Source organism: Psychrobacillus sp. FSL W7-1493, assembly GCF_038004905.1.
In the GTDB taxonomy this organism is placed as follows: Bacteria; Bacillota; Bacilli; order Bacillales_A; family Planococcaceae; genus Psychrobacillus.
Window position 1 is genome coordinate 1,047,500 of record NZ_JBBOSB010000001.1, and the last position, 25,166, is coordinate 1,072,665.

Annotated in this window: 28 protein-coding genes; 19 read left to right on the forward strand and 9 right to left on the reverse strand. The window is 35.9% G+C overall.

Features of this window, described 5'->3' with window-relative positions:
* Nucleotides 1–3: 3 nt before the first annotated feature.
* Nucleotides 4–1,137, forward strand: a complete 1,134-nt coding sequence (locus tag MKX96_RS05260; RefSeq protein ID WP_340882533.1) for a bifunctional cystathionine gamma-lyase/homocysteine desulfhydrase — start codon at nt 4–6, stop codon at nt 1,135–1,137.
* A gap of 201 nt (nt 1,138–1,338) precedes the next feature.
* Here the strand turns inward: MKX96_RS05260 and MKX96_RS05265 are convergent, their stop codons facing one another.
* Complete coding sequence (locus MKX96_RS05265; protein WP_340882534.1) at nt 1,339–1,848, reverse strand: helicase; 510 nt, start codon at nt 1,846–1,848, stop codon at nt 1,339–1,341.
* A gap of 55 nt (nt 1,849–1,903) precedes the next feature.
* A complete protein-coding gene (locus tag MKX96_RS05270) occupies nt 1,904–2,092 on the reverse strand; it encodes a hypothetical protein (RefSeq protein WP_340882535.1) in 189 nt (62 codons plus the stop codon).
* Between the two features lie 235 nt (nt 2,093–2,327).
* Here MKX96_RS05270 and MKX96_RS05275 point away from each other — a divergent pair, with 235 nt between their 5' ends.
* The gene (locus MKX96_RS05275) at nt 2,328–3,080 is read left to right on the forward strand and encodes an SDR family NAD(P)-dependent oxidoreductase (protein ID WP_340882537.1); all 753 of its coding nucleotides are present in this window, start codon (nt 2,328–2,330) and stop codon (nt 3,078–3,080) included.
* A 175-nt stretch (nt 3,081–3,255) separates the two neighbouring features.
* Here the strand turns inward: MKX96_RS05275 and MKX96_RS05280 are convergent, their stop codons facing one another.
* Nucleotides 3,256–3,504, reverse strand: coding sequence for a hypothetical protein (locus tag MKX96_RS05280; protein WP_340882539.1), 249 nt, complete (start codon nt 3,502–3,504; stop codon nt 3,256–3,258).
* 154 nt (nt 3,505–3,658) lie between these two features.
* Between MKX96_RS05280 and MKX96_RS05285 the strand changes: the two genes are divergently transcribed.
* A complete protein-coding gene (locus tag MKX96_RS05285; RefSeq protein WP_340882541.1) occupies nt 3,659–4,507 on the forward strand; it encodes a DUF2268 domain-containing protein in 849 nt (282 codons plus the stop codon).
* Nucleotides 4,508–4,514: 7 nt separating this feature from the next.
* Here the strand turns inward: MKX96_RS05285 and MKX96_RS05290 are convergent, their stop codons facing one another.
* Complete coding sequence (locus tag MKX96_RS05290; protein WP_340882547.1) at nt 4,515–5,219, reverse strand: class I SAM-dependent methyltransferase; 705 nt, start codon at nt 5,217–5,219, stop codon at nt 4,515–4,517.
* Between the two features lie 130 nt (nt 5,220–5,349).
* Here MKX96_RS05290 and MKX96_RS05295 point away from each other — a divergent pair, with 130 nt between their 5' ends.
* The 9 genes from MKX96_RS05295 to MKX96_RS05335 all read left to right on the forward strand — a co-directional run bounded on the left by MKX96_RS05295 (nt 5,350) and on the right by MKX96_RS05335 (nt 13,422).
* On the forward strand, nt 5,350–5,898 hold the full coding sequence (locus MKX96_RS05295) for a GNAT family N-acetyltransferase (RefSeq protein ID WP_340882549.1): 549 nt from the start codon (nt 5,350–5,352) through the stop codon (nt 5,896–5,898).
* Nucleotides 5,899–5,908: 10 nt separating this feature from the next.
* The gene (locus tag MKX96_RS05300; RefSeq protein ID WP_169360236.1) at nt 5,909–6,313 is read left to right on the forward strand and encodes a hypothetical protein; all 405 of its coding nucleotides are present in this window, start codon (nt 5,909–5,911) and stop codon (nt 6,311–6,313) included.
* A 435-nt stretch (nt 6,314–6,748) separates the two neighbouring features.
* A complete protein-coding gene (locus MKX96_RS05305; RefSeq protein ID WP_340882553.1) occupies nt 6,749–8,062 on the forward strand; it encodes an aspartate aminotransferase family protein in 1,314 nt (437 codons plus the stop codon).
* Nucleotides 8,063–8,080: 18 nt separating this feature from the next.
* A complete protein-coding gene (locus tag MKX96_RS05310; RefSeq protein ID WP_340882556.1) occupies nt 8,081–8,881 on the forward strand; it encodes a transporter substrate-binding domain-containing protein in 801 nt (266 codons plus the stop codon).
* A gap of 45 nt (nt 8,882–8,926) precedes the next feature.
* Entirely contained in the window at nt 8,927–9,583 is a 657-nt protein-coding gene (locus MKX96_RS05315; RefSeq protein WP_340882558.1) for an amino acid ABC transporter permease, read from the forward strand.
* Nucleotides 9,576–10,298 carry an amino acid ABC transporter ATP-binding protein gene (locus MKX96_RS05320; RefSeq protein ID WP_169360232.1) on the forward strand — a complete coding sequence of 241 codons (723 nt, stop codon included), beginning with the start codon at nt 9,576–9,578 and terminating at the stop codon, nt 10,296–10,298. Before MKX96_RS05315 ends, MKX96_RS05320 begins: the two co-directional genes overlap by 8 nt.
* An 850-nt stretch (nt 10,299–11,148) precedes the next feature.
* Nucleotides 11,149–11,568 carry a DUF2262 domain-containing protein gene (locus MKX96_RS05325; protein WP_340882561.1) on the forward strand — a complete coding sequence of 140 codons (420 nt, stop codon included), beginning with the start codon at nt 11,149–11,151 and terminating at the stop codon, nt 11,566–11,568.
* A 30-nt stretch (nt 11,569–11,598) separates the two neighbouring features.
* Entirely contained in the window at nt 11,599–12,378 is a 780-nt protein-coding gene (locus tag MKX96_RS05330) for a hypothetical protein (protein ID WP_340882563.1), read from the forward strand.
* Nucleotides 12,379–12,537: 159 nt separating this feature from the next.
* Nucleotides 12,538–13,422, forward strand: coding sequence for an alpha/beta fold hydrolase (locus tag MKX96_RS05335; protein WP_340882566.1), 885 nt, complete (start codon nt 12,538–12,540; stop codon nt 13,420–13,422).
* A 632-nt stretch (nt 13,423–14,054) separates the two neighbouring features.
* Here MKX96_RS05335 and MKX96_RS05340 read toward each other — a convergent pair.
* Both MKX96_RS05340 and MKX96_RS05345 read right to left on the reverse strand, forming a co-directional pair.
* Nucleotides 14,055–14,447 carry an MFS transporter permease gene (locus MKX96_RS05340; RefSeq protein WP_340882568.1) on the reverse strand — a complete coding sequence of 131 codons (393 nt, stop codon included), beginning with the start codon at nt 14,445–14,447 and terminating at the stop codon, nt 14,055–14,057.
* A gap of 177 nt (nt 14,448–14,624) precedes the next feature.
* Nucleotides 14,625–15,608: a papain-like cysteine protease family protein gene (locus tag MKX96_RS05345; protein ID WP_340882571.1), complete on the reverse strand. Its 984-nt coding sequence runs from the start codon at nt 15,606–15,608 to the stop codon at nt 14,625–14,627.
* A gap of 364 nt (nt 15,609–15,972) precedes the next feature.
* Between MKX96_RS05345 and MKX96_RS05350 the strand changes: the two genes are divergently transcribed.
* The 5 genes from MKX96_RS05350 to MKX96_RS05370 all read left to right on the forward strand — a co-directional run bounded on the left by MKX96_RS05350 (nt 15,973) and on the right by MKX96_RS05370 (nt 19,835).
* Entirely contained in the window at nt 15,973–16,668 is a 696-nt protein-coding gene (locus MKX96_RS05350) for a response regulator transcription factor (protein ID WP_340882573.1), read from the forward strand.
* Nucleotide 16,669: 1 nt separating this feature from the next.
* On the forward strand, nt 16,670–17,605 hold the full coding sequence (locus tag MKX96_RS05355; RefSeq protein ID WP_340882576.1) for a sensor histidine kinase: 936 nt from the start codon (nt 16,670–16,672) through the stop codon (nt 17,603–17,605).
* Between the two features lie 97 nt (nt 17,606–17,702).
* Nucleotides 17,703–18,626, forward strand: a complete 924-nt coding sequence (locus MKX96_RS05360) for an ABC transporter ATP-binding protein (RefSeq protein WP_340882579.1) — start codon at nt 17,703–17,705, stop codon at nt 18,624–18,626.
* Nucleotides 18,619–19,314 (forward strand): ABC transporter permease, encoded by a 696-nt coding sequence (locus tag MKX96_RS05365; RefSeq protein WP_340882582.1) that lies wholly within the window; start codon nt 18,619–18,621, stop codon nt 19,312–19,314. Before MKX96_RS05360 ends, MKX96_RS05365 begins: the two co-directional genes overlap by 8 nt.
* Before the next feature lie 32 nt (nt 19,315–19,346).
* Nucleotides 19,347–19,835: a DMP19 family protein gene (locus tag MKX96_RS05370; RefSeq protein WP_340882585.1), complete on the forward strand. Its 489-nt coding sequence runs from the start codon at nt 19,347–19,349 to the stop codon at nt 19,833–19,835.
* A 104-nt stretch (nt 19,836–19,939) separates the two neighbouring features.
* On the opposite strand, the gene MKX96_RS05375 is transcribed toward MKX96_RS05370, so the two are convergent.
* Together MKX96_RS05375 and MKX96_RS05380 are read right to left on the reverse strand one after the other, a co-directional pair.
* Nucleotides 19,940–20,194 carry a hypothetical protein gene (locus MKX96_RS05375; protein ID WP_340882588.1) on the reverse strand — a complete coding sequence of 85 codons (255 nt, stop codon included), beginning with the start codon at nt 20,192–20,194 and terminating at the stop codon, nt 19,940–19,942.
* A gap of 16 nt (nt 20,195–20,210) precedes the next feature.
* On the reverse strand, nt 20,211–20,720 hold the full coding sequence (locus MKX96_RS05380) for a ClbS/DfsB family four-helix bundle protein (protein ID WP_445678209.1): 510 nt from the start codon (nt 20,718–20,720) through the stop codon (nt 20,211–20,213).
* Between the two features lie 195 nt (nt 20,721–20,915).
* On the opposite strand from MKX96_RS05380, the gene MKX96_RS05385 reads away from it, so the two are divergent.
* Nucleotides 20,916–23,531 (forward strand): Ig-like domain-containing protein, encoded by a 2,616-nt coding sequence (locus MKX96_RS05385; protein WP_340882592.1) that lies wholly within the window; start codon nt 20,916–20,918, stop codon nt 23,529–23,531.
* 85 nt (nt 23,532–23,616) lie between these two features.
* Here MKX96_RS05385 and MKX96_RS05390 read toward each other — a convergent pair whose 3' ends face one another.
* Entirely contained in the window at nt 23,617–23,811 is a 195-nt protein-coding gene (locus tag MKX96_RS05390) for a hypothetical protein (protein ID WP_251555842.1), read from the reverse strand.
* Nucleotides 23,812–24,068: 257 nt separating this feature from the next.
* Between MKX96_RS05390 and MKX96_RS05395 the strand changes: the two genes are divergently transcribed.
* Nucleotides 24,069–25,157 (forward strand): mechanosensitive ion channel family protein, encoded by a 1,089-nt coding sequence (locus MKX96_RS05395; RefSeq protein WP_340882596.1) that lies wholly within the window; start codon nt 24,069–24,071, stop codon nt 25,155–25,157.
* Nucleotides 25,158–25,166 lie beyond the last annotated feature (9 nt).

The window sequence follows — 25,166 nt, forward strand, 5'->3', positions numbered from 1 at the left end:
AAAATGCGCGCAAAAACAAAGCTTATTCATGCAGGAATCGTTGGAGATGAAGCAACAGGTGCCGTATCAACACCGATTTACCAGGTGAGTACGTATAAGCAAGAAGCCGTTGGTAAATTTAAAGGCTATGAATATTCACGAACGGGTAACCCGACTCGTCATGCATTAGAAGTTTTAATCAGTGATTTAGAGGGTGGAGTAGCAGGCTTTGCCTTTTCTTCAGGAATGGCTGCGACAAGCTCAATCATGATGCTCTTCAGTAAGGGGGACCATGTCCTATTAACTGACGATGTTTATGGTGGAACGTTCCGAGTGATTTCTAAAGTATTGAATCGCTTTGGAATCGATTCTACATTTGTCGATACAGGGAATCTTTCTAATGTCGAGGCAGCTATTCAAGAAAATACAAAGGCTATTTTCTTGGAGACTCCAACAAATCCTTTATTGAAGGTAACAGACATAGAAGCTATAGCAAAATATGCAAAGGGAAAAGGGCTCTTAACTATTGTGGATAACACATTTATGACTCCTTATTTCCAGCAGCCAATCGCACTTGGTGCAGATATCGTTGTGCATAGTGCCACAAAGTATTTAGGAGGCCACAGTGACGTAGTAGCAGGTCTTGCAGTGGTTAATTCCGAGAAGCTAGCGAGTGAGCTGCATTTTGTTCAAAACTCCGTCGGTGCTGTGCTCGGACCTCAGGATTCCTGGCTGCTGATGCGAGGCATTAAAACACTAGGCTTACGTATGGAAGAGCATAATGAAAGTGCCCAACGAATAGCAGAGTTTTTAAATGATCACGATGCAGTCGGAAAAGTATTTTATCCAGGCCTCTCTTCTCATCCAGGCCATGACCTGATGCAAAAACAAGCTACAGGATTTGGAGGAATGATCTCCTTTGACGTTGGAAGTGCAGAAAAAGCAGATGAGCTGTTGGCGAAGCTAAAATACTTTACTCTTGCGGAAAGCTTAGGAGCTGTAGAAAGCTTAATCTCCGTACCTGCCCGTATGACTCACGCCTCTATTCCGAGTGAACGAAGAGCAGAATTAGGTATTACCGATGGATTAGTTCGCATTTCTGTAGGCATCGAGGATGTAGAGGACTTAATAGAAGATTTAGAGCAAGCCCTGGCTTAGAAAAAGCAGGAGGTAAGTGATCCAATCCTAAAAAAAACAATCTACCGGTGATAAAACCTCGTGAACGGTGATAAAACCAGGCGAACGGTGATAAATCTCCACGAACGGTGATAAAACCGTATGAACGGTGATAAAGCACATTCAGTATGCAGATTGTTTAATAAATTTTTAGAGACCCCTTTACTACTAGGGGGTCTCTTTTTATTGGTAACAAAAGATAAGGTGATCCTTACTATTCCAAACATGTAAATCATCTGCGATGTATCCGCGTAACCATAATACTCCGTCGATGTTTCTAAGGTAAAAGCCTTTAGGAAAATCATCGTCTTCACTGACTATTTCTGACGCTACTGTGAGAGAGCCAGAGGGAGCTTGTTGCGGGACTTGAATCTTTGTATGTCCTTCAGGTTGGTCTAGATACTCTAACCTTAGGTAAGGACCTACCTCAAGTGGACAGAGATTTAAACCTACTTCGCTCGCTCGTTTAAATATTTGAGGCATTGTGGCTCCTTCTCGGAAACCAAGTTCTCTGACGGTTAGTGTAACCGTAGTAACACTGTACTTATTTTTAGAAGGAGAGAATTTATCAGCAGATAGTAGCTTTTCTGCGTATTCATTCAGCCTAATAGAATGGTTTTCGAGTTTCTGAATAAGCTGAAATTTTGTTAGTCCACCAATCTCTAGCGTTCTAGTAATAGCTGAGTCACTCAAATCTAGTGTCCCTCCTTAAAATCAGTAAAACTTCTTTTATTCTAGAATCGTAGCTTTATTTTCTTTCTTCGTTTTCTAATTCCTTTTCAATTTCTAGATCACTTAATGGTACTAGCTCATCTTTTGTTCCAAACCTTTTAATGATAATTTTACCGACCTCTGATTTATCCATGGCATCCCTCACTGCTGTATAAATGACTACGTACAAAATGATTAAACCAAGAATCCATAGCAATATTTCCAACTACTTCCACCCCCCATAAAAGTCTTTTATAAAGATTTTAAATAATCGCCTAAAATTTAAATAAAAAACTAAATATTCCATCTATTAACTATATATGAATGTTGAGTTGAATGTAACAAATGTGTGGAATTTAAAAGTATTTATTCTAATTTTTTCTACTGCGAAATAATGTTTTATTCCAATAACAAAGGGAATTATTAAAGATAGACAGGTGTAGAAGAAAGGAGCAATTTAAATGAATACAACAAAAACAGCAATTATTACAGGTGGAGGTGGCGGCCTAGGAAGAGCGGCTGCATTAAAATTAGCTGAGTCAGGCATCAACATTAGTATTATCGATGTTTCGGAAGAGCAAGGAAATGAAACGGTTCGTTTGGTAGAAGAAAAAGGAGCTAAGGCCATCTTTATCAAAGCCGATGTAACGAAGGCTGAAGAGGTTAAAAAGTATGTAGAAAAAACAGTGGAAACCTTCGGAACAGTGGATATGTTCTTTAACAATGCAGGTATCTCTGGGCCAGGTAAAAAATTCTTGGACAATTCGATTGAACAGATCGACCTCGTCGTAGATATAAACCTTCGAGGGGCTTTATATGGATTATACTATGTTTTACCTGAAATGATTAAGAATGGTGGAGGTAGTATAGTTAATACTTCGTCTACAGCAGGATTAGTAGGCCAGGATGGAGTTGTGAGTTACTCGGCAACGAAGCATGGTATCGTTGGAATTACGAAATCCATAGCAGCAGAATATGCAAACCAAGGTATTCAGATTAACGCAGTGGCACCAGGATCAACGGAAACTCCTATGGTGAAACAATATAGAGATGCGAATCCTGAGCTGTTTAAAACGGTCTCTGCGGGTATTCCACAACGTCGCTTAGGACAACCAGAGGAAGTTGCAGAATTAGTGGCGTTCCTGTTGACGAGTGAGGCAAAATATATAAATGGTGCTGTTGTACCAATTGATGGAGGATTTACTGCTGTCTAGGTAACTTATTTAGACAATTGCATACTATAACATTAAGGCATACCACTTTTGTGGTGTGCTTTTTATATAAGTAGTTGAGAGCTTGTTAGGTAAGCATAGAACTATCCTAGTCTGACAAAAATGAAAAAAGGAATAGGTCCGAGCCTATTCCCATTAGAAATGCAAACGAGAAGTATTACCAGAAAAAGGCACCAGCTAACGCAATACCAGTTATCGCACCTAATGCAATACCAACACCAAAGCCTGGTCCGAAGCCCCAGAAACCAAATCCATATCCTCCAAGGTTTTTCTCAGGACGAATCCATACCATGTTTTGATCTACTTTAGTAATTCTTCCTACATGTACTTTTCCTTGTTTATCCGTGATTCGTACTCTTTGTCCATGATATTTACAGCATAAATTATAAACTTGTGCTTGACTCATTTTTTGTCCCCCTCTCTCAAAAAATTACATACAAGTATGTTTTATAACATATGCCGTATGAAAATTTTCACGGTAGACAATCGTCTATGCACTATAGACATAAGTTTTTTAGAAAATCGAACATACGAAAGAATAAAGAGAAAAGGATGAGATATTGGCTGTCATTAGAACCTCTAAATGGTTATATCAATTTATAGAAGCATGCGAGAAGAAAGATGGGAAGGAAATCTATCTTCGGCAAGGGGAAATCCTATGTGAACCCCTAATGGAGGTCTTCCCGAATGAAACTAGAGAGGCTGTACACTATGAGCTTTTACAATACGGATTATTTGAGCCAAATGAATGGGAAGGCTTATCAGAAACTGTAGGAGAGCTAGAAAAAAGGAAGGTTTGGGAATTAGTAAACAACGAATACAAACGGTTACGAAAGCGGTGGGGTGGTCCAAAGGTACCGATTTATATATTCCCAATAAAATTAAAAGGATCAAGTCAGACAAGAGAGCCTTTACCTGTTAAAAATGGTGTTGCTTATAAAAAAGCGTTATTTTTATTTTTATCGAAGGACCTTTCAGAAGAAGAGATAAAGGCGACCTTAGTACATGAATATAATCACGTATGCAGATTAAATTTCTTAGATCTTACCCCTTCCCAAACAATGTTGGCAGACTCTTTGATTATAGAAGGCTTGGGAGAGTATGCTGTAAAAGAGGAATGCGGGGAAAAGCTGCTAGCCCCATGGATAGCGCTTTATCCTTACGCGGATGCTACCGAGATATGGAAGCACCGTTTCGTACCATCCCTAGGGTTAGAAGGTGTAAAAAATCATCAGCTATTTTTATTTGGTCGTCCTAGAAGCTATTTTCCAAAGTGGATAGGCTACAATATAGGCTATCAAATAGTCGATACTTACGTAAAAAATCATGGGCCGTTTCCAAAGGGCGAATTATATCACAAACCAACTAAGGAAATTATAGATGGATCTGATTTTGCTCCAAAGCCTTAATCTTTGTTTATAACTGACATTTAAAAATTCTATAGCCTATCATGTTTCCAAAATCAGTTAAAAATTGATTATGCTCATCCCAGACGTCATATAGTGTCATGTCAATATAACTGGATGGATTCATGTCTTCAATTTCTACTGGGTTCATATCGGCTGGGTTTTCTAATATCTCTATATGTGAAAAACCAGCTTTTTTTAAAATTTCTTTCCACTCTTCCTCATCAATCAGCTGTTGAATCCCATAAAGCTCCAACACTTTATGTTTTACTTCCTCAGAAGCATTAGAAGCTCCCGTCATTTCAATCAACAGTAGCTTTCCGTCCTTTTTTAATAGACGAGCAGCCTCACTTAAAGCTAGTGCAATATCCGTAAATACAAGGACCGATTCAGAAATAATAATGTCAAATGAGTCGCTTTCTAATGGTAGACACGTAATATCTCCTTCGATTAGGTGAATGTCAGCCTCCAATGGTTTAAACCTTTCTCTCGCCTTCTCAATCATAACCGGATGATTATCGACAGCAGTTACCTTGCAACCATATGTTGTAGCTAAGAAAGCGGAGGTCTTTCCAGTTCCGCAGCCTATATCTAATACTGACTGAGCTGCCTGAATTTTTTCTTTCCCTAATATAAATTGAGTTAATCCAAATCCCCCTGGATGCGCACTTCCAATCCCAAAATAAGACAGTAAATCTAGGTATTTATTTGACATGAAGCAACCTCCTAAATTAGTTACAATATCATATGCACAAAAAGACTAATCTGCTAGGTTGATTAAAGGGAAAACAGTAGGTTAAAGAGAATAAATAAAGAAAGAGTAATAGAAATAGGAGATTTCTAAAATGGAGAATGGACTAGGAAATAGCACCATATACTTAACTGAAATGACAGATGACTATCTGATAGATATTCATTCGTATGCATCAAAAGAAGAGGCTTGTAAATACCAGCCATGGGGACCAAATAGTTTCGAGGACACTAAAGTTTATTTAGAGGAAGTTTTAGCAGAGGCCAAGAAGGAAAAAAGAAATAGGTACGTGTTTGCAGTTATTGATAAAGAAAGCTGCAAAATGATAGGAGCAGGTGAGCTATTTCATATAGACCTATCTAACAAAAGTGGAGAAATAGGCTATATAATACATCCAGATTTTTGGGGAAAGGGTATAGCTACTCAAGCTGCCAATATTTTAATTGATTATGGATTTAATGAACTAAAACTTAATCGTATATATGCCACCTGTGACGCAAGAAATAGTGCGTCTGAAAGGGTCTTAAAGAAAGCAGGTATGAAGAAAGAAGGACTGCTAAGAGAGAATATCCTATTAGACGATGGGTGGAGAAATTCACTTCTTTACAGCATGTTGAATCGTGAATGGAATACAAAATCATAGGGGGAATATGATGGCAGATCTATTTCAAACGTCAATTGAACAATTTTCAAAAGCACACGATGACTTCATTGAGGCATGGAACGTAGCGATGTATTCAGGGGATACTGCAGGTCTTGAAATCATGACTAATAATTACTATGTTACTTTTTTTAATAGTCATGTGGAAAGACCAGAATTCTTTGACCGTCCCGAGGCTATACAGGGAATGAGAGAGTCAGTGGAAGCGTTGCAGGGCGCAAAGAAAAGATTTGAGCATCGTATTATTAGACAACGTGATCCTAACAGATTCGTTGTATTTTATGAAATGATTATTGAAAAGAACGGACAAGAGTTGACTCGATTCTTTACAATAGAGGATTGGGAAGAGAGAAATGGGCAATGGTTATTGAACAGAGAAGTTACTGAGCATATTTAAGGTATGAGGCTTGCAGCCCCGAAAAATTTTTGGGGCTTTTTTGTCTACTTCATAGCCGTAGTTTCTCCGCTACGTCTGACACTTTCCTTGGGGCACGTGGCCTGAGCCAGTAGTCTTTCCCACGCGCCTGTCCCCTAGATTAGCTGCGAACCACTAATGTTTCCCTCTATATAAAGTAAATCTCTGTACTATTTCAAGTGCCTGAAACTAGGTTGATTATGTATCCGCCTCATCTTTTTTTCTTAGAGTGATGCCAAATTCATTAAATTGAAAATTCGAGAAATTTAAACTTTTAATTTCCCTTAATTACCTATTGTATAATTATACATAAAGGCATATATTATATAAATATTAGAAAAATCCATTAGCTAGGAATAAAACAGATTACAAAATTAATAGCTATCTGATAGTGGATGAAAAGTAAGGGTGAATAAGATGGATAACTGGCTAAATTTATATAATAATATGGGAGATTTTTTAGCACCGAGTATGGCAAAGGATCATCCTAATATTCCAATAGTAAAAGAGGAAGGCTGCTACTATTTTGGAGCGGATGGAAAGAAATATTTAGACTTTACTTCAGGTATTGCCGTTACAAATACTGGACACCGTCATCCCAAAGTAGTTCAGAGTATTAAAGATGCTGCGGATCAATTAGTTCATGGGCCTTCAGGAGTTATTATGTACGAATCGATTCTACAGCTTTCCAAAAATCTTGGGGAAGTGTTACCAGGAGATTTAGACTGTTTCTTTTTCGCCAATAGTGGGACAGAGGCTATCGAGGGAGCATTAAAGCTAGCCAAGTTTGTAACAGAGAGACCGTATGTTGTTTCATTTACGGGCTGCTTTCACGGTCGCTCACTTGGTGCATTAAGCGTAACAACGTCTAAAAGTAAGTATCGAAAATTTTTGCAGCCATCTCATTTATCCTACCAGATTCCTTATGCAGACGCGAAGAGCTGTCCAGAGGGAATGGATCCAGAAGTATATTGTGTAGAGCAGCTAGATAAAGACTTTAAGAGACTCTTTAAGCACCAGGTAACTCCAGAAGAGGTCGCTTGCGTTATTTTAGAGCCAGTACTAGGTGAGGGTGGCTACATTATCCCTCCTAAATCATGGGTGAAGAGAATTCGAGAAATTTGCGATGAGCATGGAATCTTATTAATATTTGATGAGGTTCAAACTGGTTTCGGACGAACAGGAGAATGGTTTGCTGCACAATATTTCGAAGTTACTCCCGATATTATGGCCATTGCAAAGGGAATTGCGTCTGGTTTACCTTTAAGTGCAACCGTTGCTTCTAAGGAATTAATGAAGAAGTGGCCATTAGGAATGCATGGGACAACATTCGGTGGAAATCCCATTGCTTGTTCAGTTGCCTTAACTACACTAGAAATTTTCCATGAAGAGAACCTAGTAGAAAACTCTAAAGTTGTAGGAGCATATGCAACTGAAAAGCTAAACGTGCTAAGAGAGAAATATCCAATCATTAGCGATGTCCGTTCTGTCGGTTTAATGATCGGTATCGAAATCTCTAATATAGAAACTGGAGAGCCAGATGGACAAGCTGTTATGAAAATTCTTGACTATGCACTAGAGGAAGGCGTGCTCTTCTATCTTTGTGGAAACGTTGGAGAAGTTATCCGTATGATTCCTCCATTAACGGTAACAAAGGAACAAATTGATGATGGCTTAAAAATGCTTGAAAAAGCAATTATTCGATATACAAACGAAATAAAAATAAAATAGATAAAGGGGTAAAACATTATGAAAAACAAGTTATTTCTAATCATGCTTACAATGATTATTGCTTTACTAGCTGCTTGTGGAACTAAAGACGATGCGAAAGAGGATGCAGGATCGGGTTCTGCACCTTCTGAGGAATTACCAGTATTAGTAATGGGGACTTCAGCTGACTATCCACCATTTGAATTTATCGATCCAACAAAGAGCGAAGATATTATTGGCTTTGATATTGATCTATCCAATTTAATCGCTGAAAAGCTAGGATATAAGATTGAAGTAGAAAACATTGATTTCAACGGATTAATCCCAGCGATACAAGCAGGTAAATTAGACTTCGTATTAGCAGGAATGTCACCAACAGAAGAACGCGATGAAGTTGTGGATTTTTCTGTTCCTTACAACGAAACAGTACAAATGGTAGTGACTAAAAAAGACAGTGGCATTAAATCAGTGGAAGACTTAGCTGGTAAAACAGTTGGAGTTCAAATCTCATCTGTTCAAGAAGAGCTAGCAAATGAATTAGCAGAAACAGTAGACATGAAAGTCGAGAGCCGTAACTTAATCCCAGAGGTTATTCAAGAGCTAATGACAAAGCGTTTTGATGCAGCCGTTATAGAAGATGTAGTAGCTGAAAATTATACACAGCGTAACAAAGATTTAACTTTCTTCCCAATAGTAGTTGAAGAAATAGATACTAAAGCAGCAGTTTTCCCTGAAGGCAGTGAGCTTAAAGAGAAGTTTGATAAAGCAATTACCGAGTTAATTGAAGAAGGAAAAATTGACGAGCTTAGAGAAAAATGGTTTGTAGTAGAAGCAGAATAATAGAAATAAAAATATAATAGTTTGAATAGAAAGGAGGGTAACGATATGTTAGATTTTTCTGCAGTCGTTCCCTCTATTCCTTATATTGCAAAAGGAATAGGTGTTACACTTCAAATAGTTGTGGGAGCCACGATTTTAGGTTTAATTTTAGGGATTTTGTTAGCTCTATGTAAAATAGGGAAAATAACTGTATTACGTCTATTAGCAGATTTTTATACATCTATTTTCAGAGGAACTCCCCTTGTATTACAATTAATGATTATTTACTATGCGATTCCTCAGCTTTTTGATATTACGGTAGATCCGATGCCAGCGGCAATTATAGCATTTGGATTAAACTCAGGTGCCTATATCTCTGAAATTATTCGTGGTGGGATTAATGCAGTTGACAAGGGTCAGTTAGAGGCTTCTTTAGCTTTGGGTATACCCTATGCGAAGATGATGAAGGACATTATTCTTCCTCAAGCGATGAAAAATATCATGCCTTCCCTTATGAATGAATTTATCACATTAACGAAGGAATCAGCGATTGTAACAGTAATTGGTGCACTAGACATTATGCGCCGTGCATACGTCGTGGGTGGATCTTCTTATCGTTACTTAGAGGCATTAATGATTGCCGGAGTGATGTACTATATCCTTACACTTATTTTATCATTCCTTGGCAAAAAGCTAGAAAAGAGGATGAGTAGAAGTGATTAAAGTAGAAAAATTATATAAATCATTTGGAAAAAATGAAGTCTTAAAAAATATATCCACTGAAATTAAGGAACAGGAAGTAATCGCTATAATAGGTCCTTCTGGTTCAGGGAAGTCAACCTTTTTACGTTGCTTGAATTTACTGGAGGAGCCTACTAGTGGTGTGATTAGTATAGGCAATGATGTTGTAACAGATAAAAAAACTAATATTATGAAGGTACGTGAAAATGTAGGAATGGTATTTCAACATTTTTATTTATTTCCTCACAAAACGGTTTTAGAAAATCTAACGTATGCACCAATGAATGTTCAAGGAAAATCAAAGGAAGAGGCAATAGCTGTTGCAGATGACCTCTTACATAAAGTCGGACTCTTTGAGAAGCGTTCGGAATATCCAAATCGTTTATCAGGCGGTCAAAAGCAGCGTGTAGCAATTGCCCGTGCGTTAGCAATGAATCCTTCTGTTATGTTGTTCGATGAGCCAACTTCGGCCTTAGACCCAGAGATGGTAAAAGAGGTTCTAGCTGTTATGAAGGACTTAGCAGAATCAGGTATGACAATGGTCATCGTGACACATGAGATGAACTTCGCAAAAGAAGTAGCAGACCGTATTTTATTTTTGGATGGTGGAGTTTTAGTCGAAGACACCCCTCCTGTCGAATTCTTTAGCTCTCCAAAGTCAGAGCGTGCAAAAGAGTTTTTAGAAAAGGTTTTATAAGGATTTAAGAAATAATAAAAGCAAAGCAGACTACAGCAAGCTCAAAACATTGGGCTTGCTTTTTTGTTGTTAATTGTAAGGGTAAGAAGGGGAGGACTATTTGTATTTAAGTTAATAATTCCTACCTTTAAAGAAAAACACGAACAAATTAAAAGATAATCATAAAGGTTAAATGCTTTTTTAATAGTAAAGGAGAATTGATTTCCGCTCTAGTCGGACACTTTCCGCGGGGGAGCGATAAGCCATCACCCATCGCTTACGCGCGTGGTCGTGATGTCTTATCTGTCTCCCTCCTCCCGCTACAATCAATATAAAGAAATTGTTCGTATTAGAATGGTAAATTGCTATTTATAAAATTTATTCAAGAGTTTAAAAATAAAAGAAGTATGATGACAGCAAGCTCAAAACTTTGGCTTGCTGTTTTTGTTGTTAATAGTGGTTGTTATAAAACGGCAAGATTTAAAATCATTCATTGCAGATTTTCTATCATCCGTATTCATTTTTAAATAACCTCTAAAAACTATAAAAGCTGGTAGTCCCCAAATAATTATAATTGAAAAAAGCGAATCATTATCTATATTAATGATCCATCCATCCCTTCTAATGCTGAGCAATTTACTCACAAACTGAACTATTAGTTTAAGTGTAAAACTTCAAATACATTGGCATCTTACAAATATTGACTCTTTAACTTTTACAAAGCCTTTGGTCTGGATAAAGCAAACCAGACTAAATAAGGATAGTTATAAAGAAAGGATTTTTACTAGCTTTGTAGAATTAAAGAGGGTGATGAAATGTGAAAGCAAACAATACTCAATTTCATGAGGGTTTACTATAAAGGGGTGTAAATATGAACAGTGGATTGAATTTTGATGTGCTGGCCTATGACAAGGACACAGGAAACTATCAAGGAAAAATTGAAATAGAGACTGATTATTTTATAGATATGACTATTTCTCCTGAGTCATATGATAAAGAACTAGTATTTAAATTAGCCGAAAATACCTTTAGGAAAATAAGAATAATGAATGAATCATATAAAGAAAAAATAGCAGGGGATTTATTAAAACTACATAATGAAGTGTGGAATGAAGGCGAAATAATCAGTAAAGATGAATTTAAAAAACGAATTAATATACAAGGGATTTTAATTTTTTGTGAGGGAAACGCCGAATTGTATTATGACGATGGGGACTTATTCTGGGGTCACACGATAGTGGTAGATGTTGATGAAAATGGTTTATATCAAGAAGCTCAGATATACGGATGAACGAAATAATATTATGATCAGGGGGAACATATGACATTTTCCAATACTATTAGTTTAGAAACGTCACCTAGCAATATAAAAATCAGTGTCTTAGAAAAGGAAATAAACTTACCAGACGAAATTAAGTCAAAAGTAAATCAATACTGGGAAACGATCAACAGACAAAACACCTTTAGCAGAGGGGAGGTCTTTACTGTTCATCAAATTCAAGAAGATGAAAATGATTTAATTATTTCCCTTATCCATACGGATTATGCCCATTTCCTTTATAGTAGGAAAATGAAGTTATCAGCGGAGTACGACTGCACTGTTGTCTATCCTGCTACACTTGTCCTTACTTCGGACAAACATCTAGTTTATGGTCATATGAATGAAGGAACAGCCAATCCGGATCGAATTCAATTAGTTGCTGGTGGCTTAGACAAAAATGATTTAGAAGAAGGGCGTATTAATATACACAAAAATATAATAAGAGAGATAGAAGAAGAGCTAGGTATTAACCTTACTAAAATATGGTGTTTGTCACCTTTAAGTCCATGGCTAATAAAACGTGGAGGCCAATCATTAGTTTTAATAAATCGAGTAACCATTGATTTAACTTCTGAAGAAGTAAAAGCAATACATAAACATTATAAAAATGAATTATATAGTAAAGGAGAACTTCCAGAATTCAAAAGAGTAGAAACAATTCCATTTAACAGTACAGGGCTTAATAGATTATTATTAAGTGATTTTCATAAGGCTGACTATATAAACCCACTATGTATTTATTTACTAAAGCAACTAAAAGAAAATAAGAAGTGCCTCTAGAGATACTCATTCCATATCGTTTTTTTTATAAAAGGCTATGTAAAAGGCTAGGGTTGTTTTTTCATGAAGCGATTTAGTTTGTGAAATATTAAACTTAAACTGGGGTAGGTTAGTTGAAGAAGGATATTGAAAAAAGTATGGTTAAAAAGAGGTGTAGAATTGGAAAAATTAGAAAACTCTGAATTAGATTTAGAATATAAAGTTTTTGGTACTGGGGAGAAGATTCTCCTTTTAGAAATAGGAATAGGAAGTTCAATTTACAACTGGTTTCCCTTTGTTAAAAACATAATGAAAGACTTTACTATAATTTTGTATCACAGGGCTGGTTACGGTAGTAGTAGAATTTCGATAAATCCAAGGACAACTAAAAATATATCTTACGAGTTAAACAAATTTATTGAATCATTAGGTATAAAGGACAAGGTAACTATAATGGGACATTCTTTTGGAGGACTATGTGCGTTACATTATGTAATGCTTTTCCCAGACAAAGTTAATGGACTAATTTTATTGGATTCAACTTCACCAAACTTTAATCGTTTATATAATCTTGATATTCCAGTAATGAATTCTCTTATATCGTTAGACCAAATGGTACAAAGTAATTTGGACAATTCATTTAAATCAAAAGAGGAACTTAGAAATCTTTATAATCAGTCAATTGATGATTGTCACGCCATACTTACCAAGAGTGAAGTGATTAGATTTGAGGAATTTATCACCAGTCCTGATATGTTTAAAACTGTTGCAGAAGAGTTCCAAAACTGGGAATCAAGTAGTGAAAGTATAAAAGAACTTGGGGAATTCCCTAACATTCCACTAACAGTTATTGCAAGAGACATAGAGGCTTCGGTCAATGCCTTTGTTCAATACAATATTCCAAAAGAAGAGGCAGTAAAATATGAAAAAGTTTGGAGAGAACTGCAAATAGGATTATCTCAATTATCTACTAAAGGAAAACTTATCATAGCAGACCGAAGTGACCATGGTATTCATCTCGATAGACCTGATATAGTAATTCAGGGTTTAAAAAGATTTTTATAGAAATTACTGAAATCGTTGATAGATTGGGAATGATTGTACTTAAACTAACGGGTAACGGGTAGCTTTAGTAAAGAGGGAATCAAATTAAAATGAGCTTGGAGGAGATCTCCCAGTTCATTTTTTTGTCTTAAATAAACCTCTACTTTTAAACATAGCCAAATAAAAAATGATTTTATTATTAGACGTGTTTTTACATAGTATAGAGAGTTATTGAATTATTTTGCGAGGGGGAAAGTATTACTAACTACTGCTTGTTATAATGAACCACTAGTAAAATAGACCCTTTTGACAATGCTTGTTCAAAAAGAGGCAATGATTTTATATAAGAATATCTCCTTAAAAAAACAGCAAACGCTTTTTCACTGCTTGAGTCAATTTCATAAATAGCAATTTACCAATTAAACATGAACAATTACTTTGTATTGATTGTAGCGACAGGCGGCGACTCCAGCGGGAGGAGGGAGACAGATAAGACATCACGACCACGCGCGCAAGCGTTGGGTGATGGCTTATCGCTCCCCCCGCGGAAAGCGTCCGACGAGAGCGGAGATCAACTCTACTATACAAATAATTAACAGAGGCTATACCACAGTAAAAAATTTTTTTAAAAAAGTGATTGCTCTTTTTACTGTTTATTTATCCACTTCAACCTGCATCTGACGTTTTTTAGTGAACAGCATCCCAAAAAGGAACGTCATAAAGATAATTCCCATTACAGTGATGATGATGCATCGAACAATGTAATCGGAATCCATCGCAAAAATCACATCTTTACGGAACCAGTTTTGGAATGGTAGACCAAAACCTAAGAGAACTGCGAAGAAGAGAAGCTTTGTCCAGATACTTTTCCCCTTCATTTTTTTGATAGAGTTATTTACGAAAATACGTAGCAAAGCAAGAGCTAAACCAATCCCAAAGAATATAATGAGATATGTAACTATATCGTCATTGGTAACTAGCGCCGCAATTACCAATCCTAAAGCTATAATCAATGAACCAAACATAAACATATATTTTTTAGTCACGTAGCATTCTCCTTTTTTAATAAAACACTGAACAACGTGTTGGCTAGTTGCCTTATTATCATATGAAATTGAAGAAATGAAAGCAATCGACAGATTTTCGGGATCTGTTCAGTGGTTACTTTAGAAGTATTAACGAAAAAAAGAGAGTTATGACAATGTCATAACTCTCTTTTAAATCTATTTAGTATAATCCACAACGATGTAAGGCTGTAATTGGAATGGTTTCGGTGCAATGTTACGATCGTTCCACATTCCGAACCATCTTTCTAACGGATAGAAGTAATATCCGTCCTGCCAATGGTCAGATGTATCATACGGGTCTGTAAAGATAAGCATATCATCACCAATACCTGGTGTGCCATTATTATCATATCCAATGATGGCTTGCCAATGTCCGTCCCAATCTGCCCACTCAACCATAATTGGTCGGTCATTAGAAAGGTGGCCAGTTAACCATTTAACAAAGTAGCTATCCTTAGCATCTGTTACCCATGCTTCAGTCGTTTCACTATTTTCAGAAGCATATAAGCTGTTCCATGCGAAAGTAGCAGGAAGGTTTCCTACATTATTTCCGGTTGCACCATCTGCTTCTTGAATTAGATCTTCTGCTGCATAATTCACTTTATAGCTTGTCTCTACCACTTTAAAGCCTTCTAGACTAGTAAAGAAATTATGGAGCTGGCTAACGTCTGACCCGTATTCTGGGAAGTTGTTTGCAGAACCAGGCTTAGCTTCTGGAGTGTCCAAGTCGGTCATTGCTTTCATTTGCTCAGCAATATCCATTTCTGTCATGTCTGTGAAGCCAAAATGGTTAGCAACCATTAATGCGGTTGCAGGTCCACAAGACCATTCCGTTGTTTGCTGCATCGTTTGGAAATTTTCGATTAGTAGTAATTGATCATCTGATTTTATGTTGTAAAAATCAGGTGTTTTAAAATAACGAGACTCTTTGTTATCGCCAGCTTCTGCATAGGCATCAGCACCGCCATTTTCATCATAGTCTTCGCCTTTAATCATAGTTGGTTTAACTGCCACAGTAGTTTCGGCTGACGCTTTTGTGTCTACTTCCTTGTTAACCTCCGCTTGTGAATCTGAGTTCTCTGAGCACGCAGATAATAATAGCATTGCGGATGCTAAAACTGCTGTAAGGGTTCTTTTCATTTATCCCCATCCTTTTCTTCTTTTTTTGAAACACAAGAATTTATTATATAGAAAGTAGGGAACAAATCAATAGATCGATTTATATTATTTTTTTACTTTATTTTGAATTTAGCTTTAAGTTAACACGAACATATTTTAAAACTGATTTTACATCTAGCTGGACACCTTCCGCAGGGTGAGCGATCAGCCTACACCTGTCAGTACAATCAATACATAGTTAATGTTCGTGTTTAATCTGTAAAATGCTATTAATGAAATTTGCTCAGCTTATTAAAATAAACAGTAAGAAAAATTAGTTTTATATATATTTACTTCCATAAATTAGCTATCATTAAAAGAAAATGAACTGAATGAGGTGGAACAAATGTCTAAACGAATTTTATTGGTCGAGGATGATGAATCTATTAGTGAAATGGTTGAAAAATATTTAAGAAGTGAGGGTTTTATCATTACAACTGTGAACAATGGAGAAGCAGCGGTTAAGCAAAATCAATCCTCTGCCTTTGACTTGATCATTTTAGATATTATGATGCCAAAGCTAGATGGCTTAGAAGTTTTGAGGATCATTCGAGAAACTAGTGCTGTGCCTATATTAATTATGTCGGCAAAGGATAGCGATGTGGATAAGGCATTAGGATTGGGCTTAGGGGCTGATGATTATCTTGCCAAGCCTTTTTCATTACTAGAGCTATCTGCAAGAGTAAAGGCTGCGATAAGAAGAGCAACACAATATTCACGGGAACAACAAGTAATCGAGGATGTAATTGAAATAGGGGATTTGAAGATAGATGTTACTAACTTTATGGTTACGAAGGGAAAGGAACAAATAAAGCTCACTGCGAAAGAGTTTGCTATCTTAAAACTATTTGCTTCCAATCAAAACCGTGTATTTACTAAACAGCAGATTTATCAGTTGGTTTGGGATGATGAATACTACGGGGATGAGAATATCATTAATGTGCATATGAGAAGGCTTAGAGAGAAGATAGAAGAAGAACCATCAAACCCGAGGTATATAAAAACCTTGTGGGGAATTGGCTATAAGCTGGAAGGTTTTTAATATGGTACTCCTTTTATCTTCCACTATTATTTTGTTGTTGGCTTTCATTGGTTTCCAGTACAAAGAAAAAAGAAATCTCACCTCTAGTATTGCCTATACGCACCAAAAGCTTCATAGCATCATCCAAGAGAATTCAGGAGAAAAAGTTTTAGTGCATACCGAGCATGATGAGCTCCAGCAACTATTGAATACAATTAATGAGTTATTAGACGAAAAACAAAAAATACTTGCAACTCATACAAGGCTAGAAGAGTCCATGCGAAAAATGCTTTCTAATGTTTCACACGATTTGAAAACGCCGTTAACTGTCATTTTAGGCTATATTGAAATGCTAGAAATTGCACCCTCCCTACAGGAAGAAGAACGCCAACAGCTCCTTGTTAAACTACATACTAAAACAAATGAAGTACTTAAAATTATCCATACCTTTTTTGACTTGGCGAAAATTGAGGCAGGAGACCAACAATACCCATTGTCTAAGGTAAACATAAATGAAATATGTCGTAAGAACATTTTATCCTTCTATGATCTGATAACAGCAAAGAACATGCATGTTGAAATTGAGATACCAGAAAACAATTTATATGCATTTGGTAATGAGGAGGCAATAGATAGGGTTCTAAACAATCTATTATCCAATGCATTAACCTATGGCGCAGACGGTAAAAACATCGGGTTAGCGTTGAGATACGATGAGTCCTATATTTATATTGATATTTGGGATAAGGGAAAAGGAATCGAAGAGTATCATATCGATCGGGTTTTTGAAAGAACATATACGATGGACGATTCTAGGAATAAACATTTCCAAGGCAGTGGATTAGGCTTAACAATTACCAAGCGGCTTCTTGAAATAATGGGAGGCTCTATTCATCTATCAAGCATCCCTCATGAAAAGACGATTTTTACTGCAACGTTGAAGCGAATTACTTTTTAACGTTAAAGCATAACTTAAGAAATTCGTAAGATGGAAGTAATAAAAAAGAGAGGTTCGTTTTCTATACTAAGAATAGAACGAAGAGGGAGAGGATTCAATGTCATATATATTGAAAACAAATCATCTGACAAAAGTATTCGAAGGTAAGGAAGTCGTTTCTTCTGTTAATATGAATGTCCGAAAGGGAGAAATTTACGGGTTTTTAGGTCCAAATGGAGCAGGTAAGACAACCGTCATGAAGATGATGACCAATCTCATCAAACCGACGAATGGAGAAATAGAGATATTTGGTGAAAGGCTAACCGATCAATCATACGAAGTATTAAAAAGAATTGGATCAATAATTGAATATCCAATTTTTTATGATAAGCTGACTGCACGCGAAACACTTCAGCTTCATTGCGATTACATGGGTTATTATAACCAAAAAGAAATAGAGCAAGTATTAGATATGGTTAGTCTAGTGAACACAGGAGACAAGCGAGTAAAAGAATTTTCTCTGGGGATGAAGCAAAGGCTTGGTATTGCACGTGCAATTATCACAAAGCCGGAATTGCTTATTCTAGATGAACCAATAAACGGACTAGACCCTCAGGGCATTAAGAATATGAGAGAATTGTTTCGAATGCTTTCAAAGGAATATGGCATTACCATTATTGTTTCTAGCCATATTTTAGGAGAAATAGAACAATTAGCAGACACAATTGGAGTCATCAACAATGGCAAACTTATACAAGAAATATCACTAGAACAATTAACTCGTAGTCAAACGGACTATATTGAGCTGGTTGTTCAAGACATACAGAAAACTTCCTTCCTGTTAAGTGAGAAGTTACATTTAGTTAACTTTAAATTAGTAGACGATCATTGTATCCGTATATACGATTCAACGCTCACGCCACAAATGATTTCCAAGGTTTTGTATGAACACGATATTGAAATAGAGGCTATTAGTAAAAAGACAAGTACATTAGAGGACTACTTCTTAAAGCTAGTCAATGGGGGTGTAGTAAATGTTTAAGCTAATGAAGCTAGAGATGAAAAAGTTTAAACTGGGCTCTTATTCGGTTAACGCTGTAATTGCTAATTTTGTTATTCTCGGGTTTATATTTCTAATAGCGTTTATATCTAAAGTAGAAGGTGACCAGGACTTTGTAAATTACCAGGAGGTCTTAACGGTTATAGATTCATTTGTGAGGGGAACCTTTATCATCTTCGCTGCAACATTAATAGCGAAGTTAATAATAGGAGAATTCAAAAATAAAACCATTACAACGTTATTTATGTATCCAATTAGTAGGAAAAAAATAATAACGGCAAAGCTTGCTATTGTATTTATATTTACTTTTACATGGATCATTATTTCAAATCTATTTATTACATCAGTCTATTGCTTCGTTAGTGTAAACTATCAGCTAATTCCTGATACGCTAACGGCTTCGCTTCTTCAAGAACATATTGTTAGTGTAGTGATGTATGCAGTTGCAGCTTCTGGTATGGCTCTAATTCCTCTTTACTTTGGTATGAAGAAATATTCCATACCTTCTACAATTATTACATCTATTCTAATTGTAGTGTTAGTTACCAGTAATAATGGTGGATTTTCATTGAATGATATATTTGTTATACCTTTGTCACTGGCATTAATCGGCTTAGTTATTGCATATCTTGCTATCCGAAATATAGATAGAATCGATATAAAAGTATAGATTACTAAAACGGCAGTCAGGAGGATTGAGAAATGCAAGTAAATCGAAGTGAGTTACAAACGAATGATGATATTTGGAATGCTGTTTTATCTGCTGCTTATGGAAACTATGCTTTTCCGACCGAAAATGAAAAAAAGGATGACATATTTATTTTATTTAGTTACTTTTGTGAAATGGAAAGTGGAGGCCATGAAGCCTTGCTCATTTGGTTATCAGAAACGATGCAAGAAATGGGTATCCAAAAATACGTCAGTCGACTGACTAAAATGCTGGAGCTGATTGGTGCGGGGGATTATGCAAAAATCGAAAAGGCCTATTTAGAAGAAATGTTGAAGAGATACTTAACCCTAGAAAATAGTGGTTTTGAGAATCCTTATTTTGAAAAACTAGAAGCGGAGTACCTAATTGTAGTGGAGAGAGCAGATGAAGAATATAGAAATTTAGAAGAACAGATCAATGAGCGTTTATACAACTATGCAATGAATATACATGAAGAGGTACTTGAGATAGTTAATCATTAAGCAATATAAAAAAAGATGGAGTGATAGTTTCACTGCCGTCTTTTTTTATTTTGGGGATGCAAAACCTAAAATTTACATAACTGCGCTAAACTGAGTAACTATTATTACAAATCAAAGAGATAAAATGAACCTAGTATACAAACCAAAGTTAATATCCATAAAGTTCCATAGGTATATTTATTTAGTTCTCTGTCTAGTAAAGATATAGATTGAATAACTGTAATAGCTACAGCGACAAAGAGGGCTCCCAATAAGGCTCCCATTAAAGTAGGCAAGTCGTATATATATTCATCAATAAATAAAAATAGAATAATAGAAAACGGTATTGAAACGCTAGAAAGAAAATGCTTTAAATTCATTGGAATTCCCCTTTCTTTATGAGCAGGCTATAGACATTCCAATAGTTTCACATTTTTTAATTGCCCAGCTGTAATGATTGGAAGTATTTGCTGCAAAATAGCTGTGTAAGTTACTTGTTTTCGTCCATTTATAATATCTTTTCGTCATAATTTCTTCATTGGTATGTGATTCAATTAAATCCATTATTCTTTTGTGACTTAACCTCACCTTTTTTATAGCCTGAGCTAACGTTACTTCTTGATAGTTTTCCCAAATTTGCAGATTTAGTAGCTTGATAGTATTCCATTTATAACCGGGTGCTGGCATGAAAGGAATGTCTCCATCCATACCTTCTCTATACCATCTCTCCAGCATTACATGCCATTCGTAAAGATGCATTAACACATCACGAAAGTTCTTATCTCTTTCATTTGTCTCAATAGAGGTACCCCTTTTTCTACTCGGTATAGATTCAATTATTTTAAGCAAAGATTCAAAGGCTTTGTTGCTATTTAGCAATAGAATTTCTTTTTCACTTTTCTCCATCAAGTATAACTTCCTCCTATATAAATATTAACATTGGAATGAGAATATTGTAACAAAATTCAGAAATTGGAGATAGAGCGATTGATGAAATTTTAAAATTTAATTCAGTGCTTTAGAACTAATTTAAACTATATCTATTTTTATATTATTCTAAGATAATAAGGAGAATATATAAAATTTTGGAGGAACTCTAACATGAAGCATACTATCTTAACCACTTTTTTTGCATTATTTTTACTGGGTTTACATTCACCAGTATATGCTTCTGATTTAAATGGAAACAAAGTTATACAACTAGAGGATCCTCTACTACAAGAAAAGTTAGCTACTTATGTTAACTTATGTGACAGTCAATTTCACGAGAATACAACCATCGATCGTATTTCCACGTGTTTAGAGAACAACAATGGAATCTTAACACTTGGGAACGGATATGCTGGGGAGGTCAGGACTCTTAAAGGTCTGGAGGGACTGGAAGGTTTACATATTAAACAGTTAAATATTGAAAACACTCATGCAAGTGGGCAAAGCATTGCTGACCTTACACCACTAGCCAATATCAAAAGTCTAGAGAGTTTAAAATTATATAGTACATACTCAAATGATTTCTCTCCATTAGCAACTCTGCCGAACTTAAAGGAATTAGTGATTAACTCTACTAATAATGAACCGATACAGTCCATTTCTTTATTAAAAAACCTACAAACGCTCCAACTAAGTGGAAGTCAAGTTACTTCACTGGCTGGAATTGAGAGGATGAAACAGCTTACGTCATTGGCTTTAGATGACGTCTCAATTCCTGATTATGGGGCATTAACAAATGTACCGCAGTTGAAAAAATTATTTGTGGACTTTAATGGGGACTCTCGTTTCTTACAGTCTCTGTCTAATTTAGAGGTATTAACTCTCGTTGCTTTTCGTGATGAACCTAAAATCATTAATGGAGATGACTTGAAAAAGTTAACAGAGCTTAAGACACTTCGATTATTTAATATTGAAGCCAATTATGATTATCTTAATAATATGTCACGATTAGAGGAGTTAAAGATATCAAATAGGGATGCTAGTTCCTTGTTTAGTGCGATCAAGGAACCCATGGTATACCTAAAAAGTTTAGACATCAGTCAAAATGAACTTTCTTCGATTGAAGGGGCCGAGAAGCTTTCGGTTCTATTTCCCTCGATTGAAAAACTAAATCTTAGAGGAAACGAGATTGCTGATTTATCACCTCTAGTACAAACAGAACGACCTTATCAATACTTAAAAGATTTAGATATAGATGGTAATATAATTTTTGACATTAATATACTAGGAGAGCATGCTAATCTTTTTCCTTCATTGGAGACAATTTATGCGGAATCCAACTATATTCATTCAATTAGTGAAATGACCAAGCTACCAGTTTTGCAATCCTTGTTTTCGGGATATAATTTAATTGATGTTTTTGATGAACAAAATCCTAAAAAATTTATAGGATATTTTCAATTTGAGTTAAGTAAACTAAAACCAATAGAAATGTCTATGGGCGATGTATATGATGGGCCGATTTTATCAAAGGTTTCGATTAGTGATGAATATTGGCGAGATGAGATTAAGACAAGTAATTTGACCGTAACTTTTTCAGACCCTGAGGTGGCAGAATTAACGAAAAAGGGAAATATTTTAGCAAAAAAAGCAGGGACTACAACCGTTACATACTCTATTAAAGGTGCAACTGATCCTTATTTTACCCATTCGACTTTGTTAACTGTTTTAAACAAACATTATAAACCATACGACCCTAGTATTGATGGGGATATTACACTGCAAACAAACAAGATGAAAGTATATACATACGGTGAAGATAAGGTGGTAATAGCTAGTCATGGAAAGGTAATTGCAGAGGTTGTACCTTCGGGGTGGTTAACGTTTACTCTTCCAAATCTTAAGGGTCTGAAGGAATTACAGGTTTGGTCAGAGTCCAAACTGGGAGTAAAGAGCAATGTAGTTACTATGCCAATTTATAAAACAGAAAAGCCAACCCTACCCGAAATAGAAAGTGTTACTGATCAAACAGAATACATTACAGGTACTGCAGATCCTCATACCACTGTCTATATTACTTCAAGAGAAGCTGAATCATTTAAGGAACTCACCCAAAAAGTCAGCGACAAAGGGACTTTTAAAGTTTACACCGGGAAGCTTCAGGAGGGTATTTCTATTATTATATACTCCAAAAATGAAGAAGGAAGAGAGAGCACTAATCTGAGTACGACTGTCCAAGATGTAACGCCACCAGCAATGCCGATATTGGACAATGTGACAAGTGAGTCATTGCAAATTAGTGGTAAAACAGAAGCCCATGCAAAAGTAACAATCAAACGAATGTCTAGGAATATTGGAGACACTCTCGCAGATAAAAATGGTATTTTCAAGCTCTCGATTTCAGCCCCAAGTGTAGGAGATACATTTACGGCCATTGCTGAGGATAAATCTAAAAACAAAAGCAAGGAAGCAAGTATTGTAGCTATTTTACCTATAAAGGAAGAAGAGATAATACCTAAAAAACCTGTTTTTTGGAAAGGCTTGCAGTTAAAGAAAGGGCAAATTGGACTTGTTACAATTACAAAAAAGATCAACCTTTGGAAGCGTGAAGGGGACAAGCTCGTCTTTCAACGGATATTAAATCCAGGGGAAGTATATCGAGTCTACAGATATGATAGCAAGTATGGAGGGCAGTATGGTGTGGGTGGAGACCTCTTTATAACTAACATTAGCGGCTATGTGAAATATCAAACGCCATCAAAAGCAATATTGTCACAAGTTAATTAGAAGCAGCAGCACAAAAGAATGTTGCTAAAGTATAAGGGTCTGTATCATAGATACAGACCCTTTAATGATTGCCCATCTCGTGTAATTAGATATTCTGTGTTACCTTTAATTTCCTCACTAAGAAAAAGGTAAGAGTAAGAATCACACCAGTAATCATCCCGATGATACTTAAATTGATACCTGCTCCGGACGTAATACCATCGGCACGAATAATAGCATTAGCATAGATGGAAACCCCGACGATAATAAATCCAATCCATTCAAATATTTTGGTTATCATATTTAAAACCTCCATTTGTACCTAAATTATAACATTATTTGAATTTTTAAAAAATTTAATTTAACCACATGTGCGTCGTACTACAATCATGACTTAAGCTTATCCTTTACAAGTTCATTTTCTTTCAAAATATCAAAGTTTAACTTTCTTAGTAAAAGGCAAACCTTTATACAATGTACAACCACGACAGCAAATCATTAAAGGATAGTAAAATTCTGTGGTATGATATGTGTTGATTTTGCTAGGAGGTATTTTTTATGGATTTGTCTATCTTTATGTCGTATGTCTTTTGGAAGAACCTTGGTATTTCCATTGCCATACTGTTAGTTTTCCTTATTTTGAGAAAAATTTTCTCGAAATATGTATTTAACCTATTGATCAAGCTAAGTGATAAAACACCGACTGATGCATTGACGCACCTTTTTCGGTCCTTCGAAAAGCCTATTCAATGGATGTTTATCATAGTCGGAATTTATGTGGCGGCTAGCTTCTTTCCACATTTTGATGAAACAAATAAATTATTCCTGGTGCTTATAAGAGTCTCCTATATTATTCTGATCAGCTGGGGATTATACAATATGTCCTCTGATTCCTCTACTTTCTTTATTAAAATGAGAAATAGATATAATTTGGATATTGATGATATACTCATTCCTTTTCTTTCAAAGGCATTGCGAGTTATTATTGTTGTCATTAGCTTTAGCGTCGTGGCAGAAGAATTTGGATATAATGTTAGTGGCTTTGTAGCGGGGCTTGGCTTAGGTGGGGTAGCAATCGCATTTGCTGCAAAGGATGCACTTTCTCACCTATTAGGTGGCTTTGTTATTATTACAGAAAAGCCTTTTAGAATTGGTGAATGGATTTTGACTCCGGATGTCGAGGGGACGGTCGAAGAAATTACTTTTCGTAGTACAAAAATCCGTACATTTTCACAAGCTATTGTTACTGTTCCGAATGCCATGATTGCGAATGGGCCAATAACTAACTGGAGTAAAATGGGGAAAAGACAAATTAACTTCAATCTAAGGGTATCTCAAGAAACGCCTAAGGATAAATTAGAGCTTGTAGTAAAAGAAATTGAACAGCTAGTGAGCAAGCATACTGGTGTTCATCCAGAAACAATTTTCGTGAAATTTGACGCATTTAAAGAAAATGGCTATGACATCTTCTTGTATTTCTTTACGAACACAACTGTATGGGCCGAGTTTTTAAAAGTAAAAGAGGATATTAACTTTGGTATCATGGAAATTTTAGAACGAGAAGGAGTTTCTATAGCCCTTCAAAGTCGAAAAGTTTATGTGGATAACGAATTAATTCAGAATGAAACAAAGAGCATAGAGGAATAATAAGTACCG

Excerpts from the sequence above, each read along its gene's own strand:
- MKX96_RS05260 (WP_340882533.1), top strand. The coding sequence starts at position 4 with ATGCGCGCAAAAACAAAGCTTATTCATGCAGGAATCGTTGGAGATGAA.
- MKX96_RS05275 (WP_340882537.1), top strand. The coding sequence starts at position 2,328 with ATGAATACAACAAAAACAGCAATTATTACAGGTGGAGGTGGCGGCCTA.
- MKX96_RS05280 (WP_340882539.1), bottom strand. The coding sequence starts at position 3,504 with ATGAGTCAAGCACAAGTTTATAATTTATGCTGTAAATATCATGGACAA.
- MKX96_RS05290 (WP_340882547.1), bottom strand. The coding sequence starts at position 5,219 with ATGTCAAATAAATACCTAGATTTACTGTCTTATTTTGGGATTGGAAGT.
- MKX96_RS05295 (WP_340882549.1), top strand. The coding sequence starts at position 5,350 with ATGGAGAATGGACTAGGAAATAGCACCATATACTTAACTGAAATGACA.
- MKX96_RS05300 (WP_169360236.1), top strand. The coding sequence starts at position 5,909 with ATGGCAGATCTATTTCAAACGTCAATTGAACAATTTTCAAAAGCACAC.
- MKX96_RS05305 (WP_340882553.1), top strand. The coding sequence starts at position 6,749 with ATGGATAACTGGCTAAATTTATATAATAATATGGGAGATTTTTTAGCA.
- MKX96_RS05310 (WP_340882556.1), top strand. The coding sequence starts at position 8,081 with ATGAAAAACAAGTTATTTCTAATCATGCTTACAATGATTATTGCTTTA.
- MKX96_RS05315 (WP_340882558.1), top strand. The coding sequence starts at position 8,927 with ATGTTAGATTTTTCTGCAGTCGTTCCCTCTATTCCTTATATTGCAAAA.
- MKX96_RS05325 (WP_340882561.1), top strand. The coding sequence starts at position 11,149 with ATGAACAGTGGATTGAATTTTGATGTGCTGGCCTATGACAAGGACACA.
- MKX96_RS05330 (WP_340882563.1), top strand. The coding sequence starts at position 11,599 with ATGACATTTTCCAATACTATTAGTTTAGAAACGTCACCTAGCAATATA.
- MKX96_RS05345 (WP_340882571.1), bottom strand. The coding sequence starts at position 15,608 with ATGAAAAGAACCCTTACAGCAGTTTTAGCATCCGCAATGCTATTATTA.
- MKX96_RS05350 (WP_340882573.1), top strand. The coding sequence starts at position 15,973 with ATGTCTAAACGAATTTTATTGGTCGAGGATGATGAATCTATTAGTGAA.
- MKX96_RS05355 (WP_340882576.1), top strand. The coding sequence starts at position 16,670 with ATGGTACTCCTTTTATCTTCCACTATTATTTTGTTGTTGGCTTTCATT.
- MKX96_RS05360 (WP_340882579.1), top strand. The coding sequence starts at position 17,703 with ATGTCATATATATTGAAAACAAATCATCTGACAAAAGTATTCGAAGGT.
- MKX96_RS05365 (WP_340882582.1), top strand. The coding sequence starts at position 18,619 with ATGTTTAAGCTAATGAAGCTAGAGATGAAAAAGTTTAAACTGGGCTCT.
- MKX96_RS05370 (WP_340882585.1), top strand. The coding sequence starts at position 19,347 with ATGCAAGTAAATCGAAGTGAGTTACAAACGAATGATGATATTTGGAAT.
- MKX96_RS05375 (WP_340882588.1), bottom strand. The coding sequence starts at position 20,194 with ATGAATTTAAAGCATTTTCTTTCTAGCGTTTCAATACCGTTTTCTATT.
- MKX96_RS05380 (WP_445678209.1), bottom strand. The coding sequence starts at position 20,720 with ATGGAGAAAAGTGAAAAAGAAATTCTATTGCTAAATAGCAACAAAGCC.
- MKX96_RS05385 (WP_340882592.1), top strand. The coding sequence starts at position 20,916 with ATGAAGCATACTATCTTAACCACTTTTTTTGCATTATTTTTACTGGGT.
- MKX96_RS05390 (WP_251555842.1), bottom strand. The coding sequence starts at position 23,811 with ATGATAACCAAAATATTTGAATGGATTGGATTTATTATCGTCGGGGTT.
- MKX96_RS05395 (WP_340882596.1), top strand. The coding sequence starts at position 24,069 with ATGGATTTGTCTATCTTTATGTCGTATGTCTTTTGGAAGAACCTTGGT.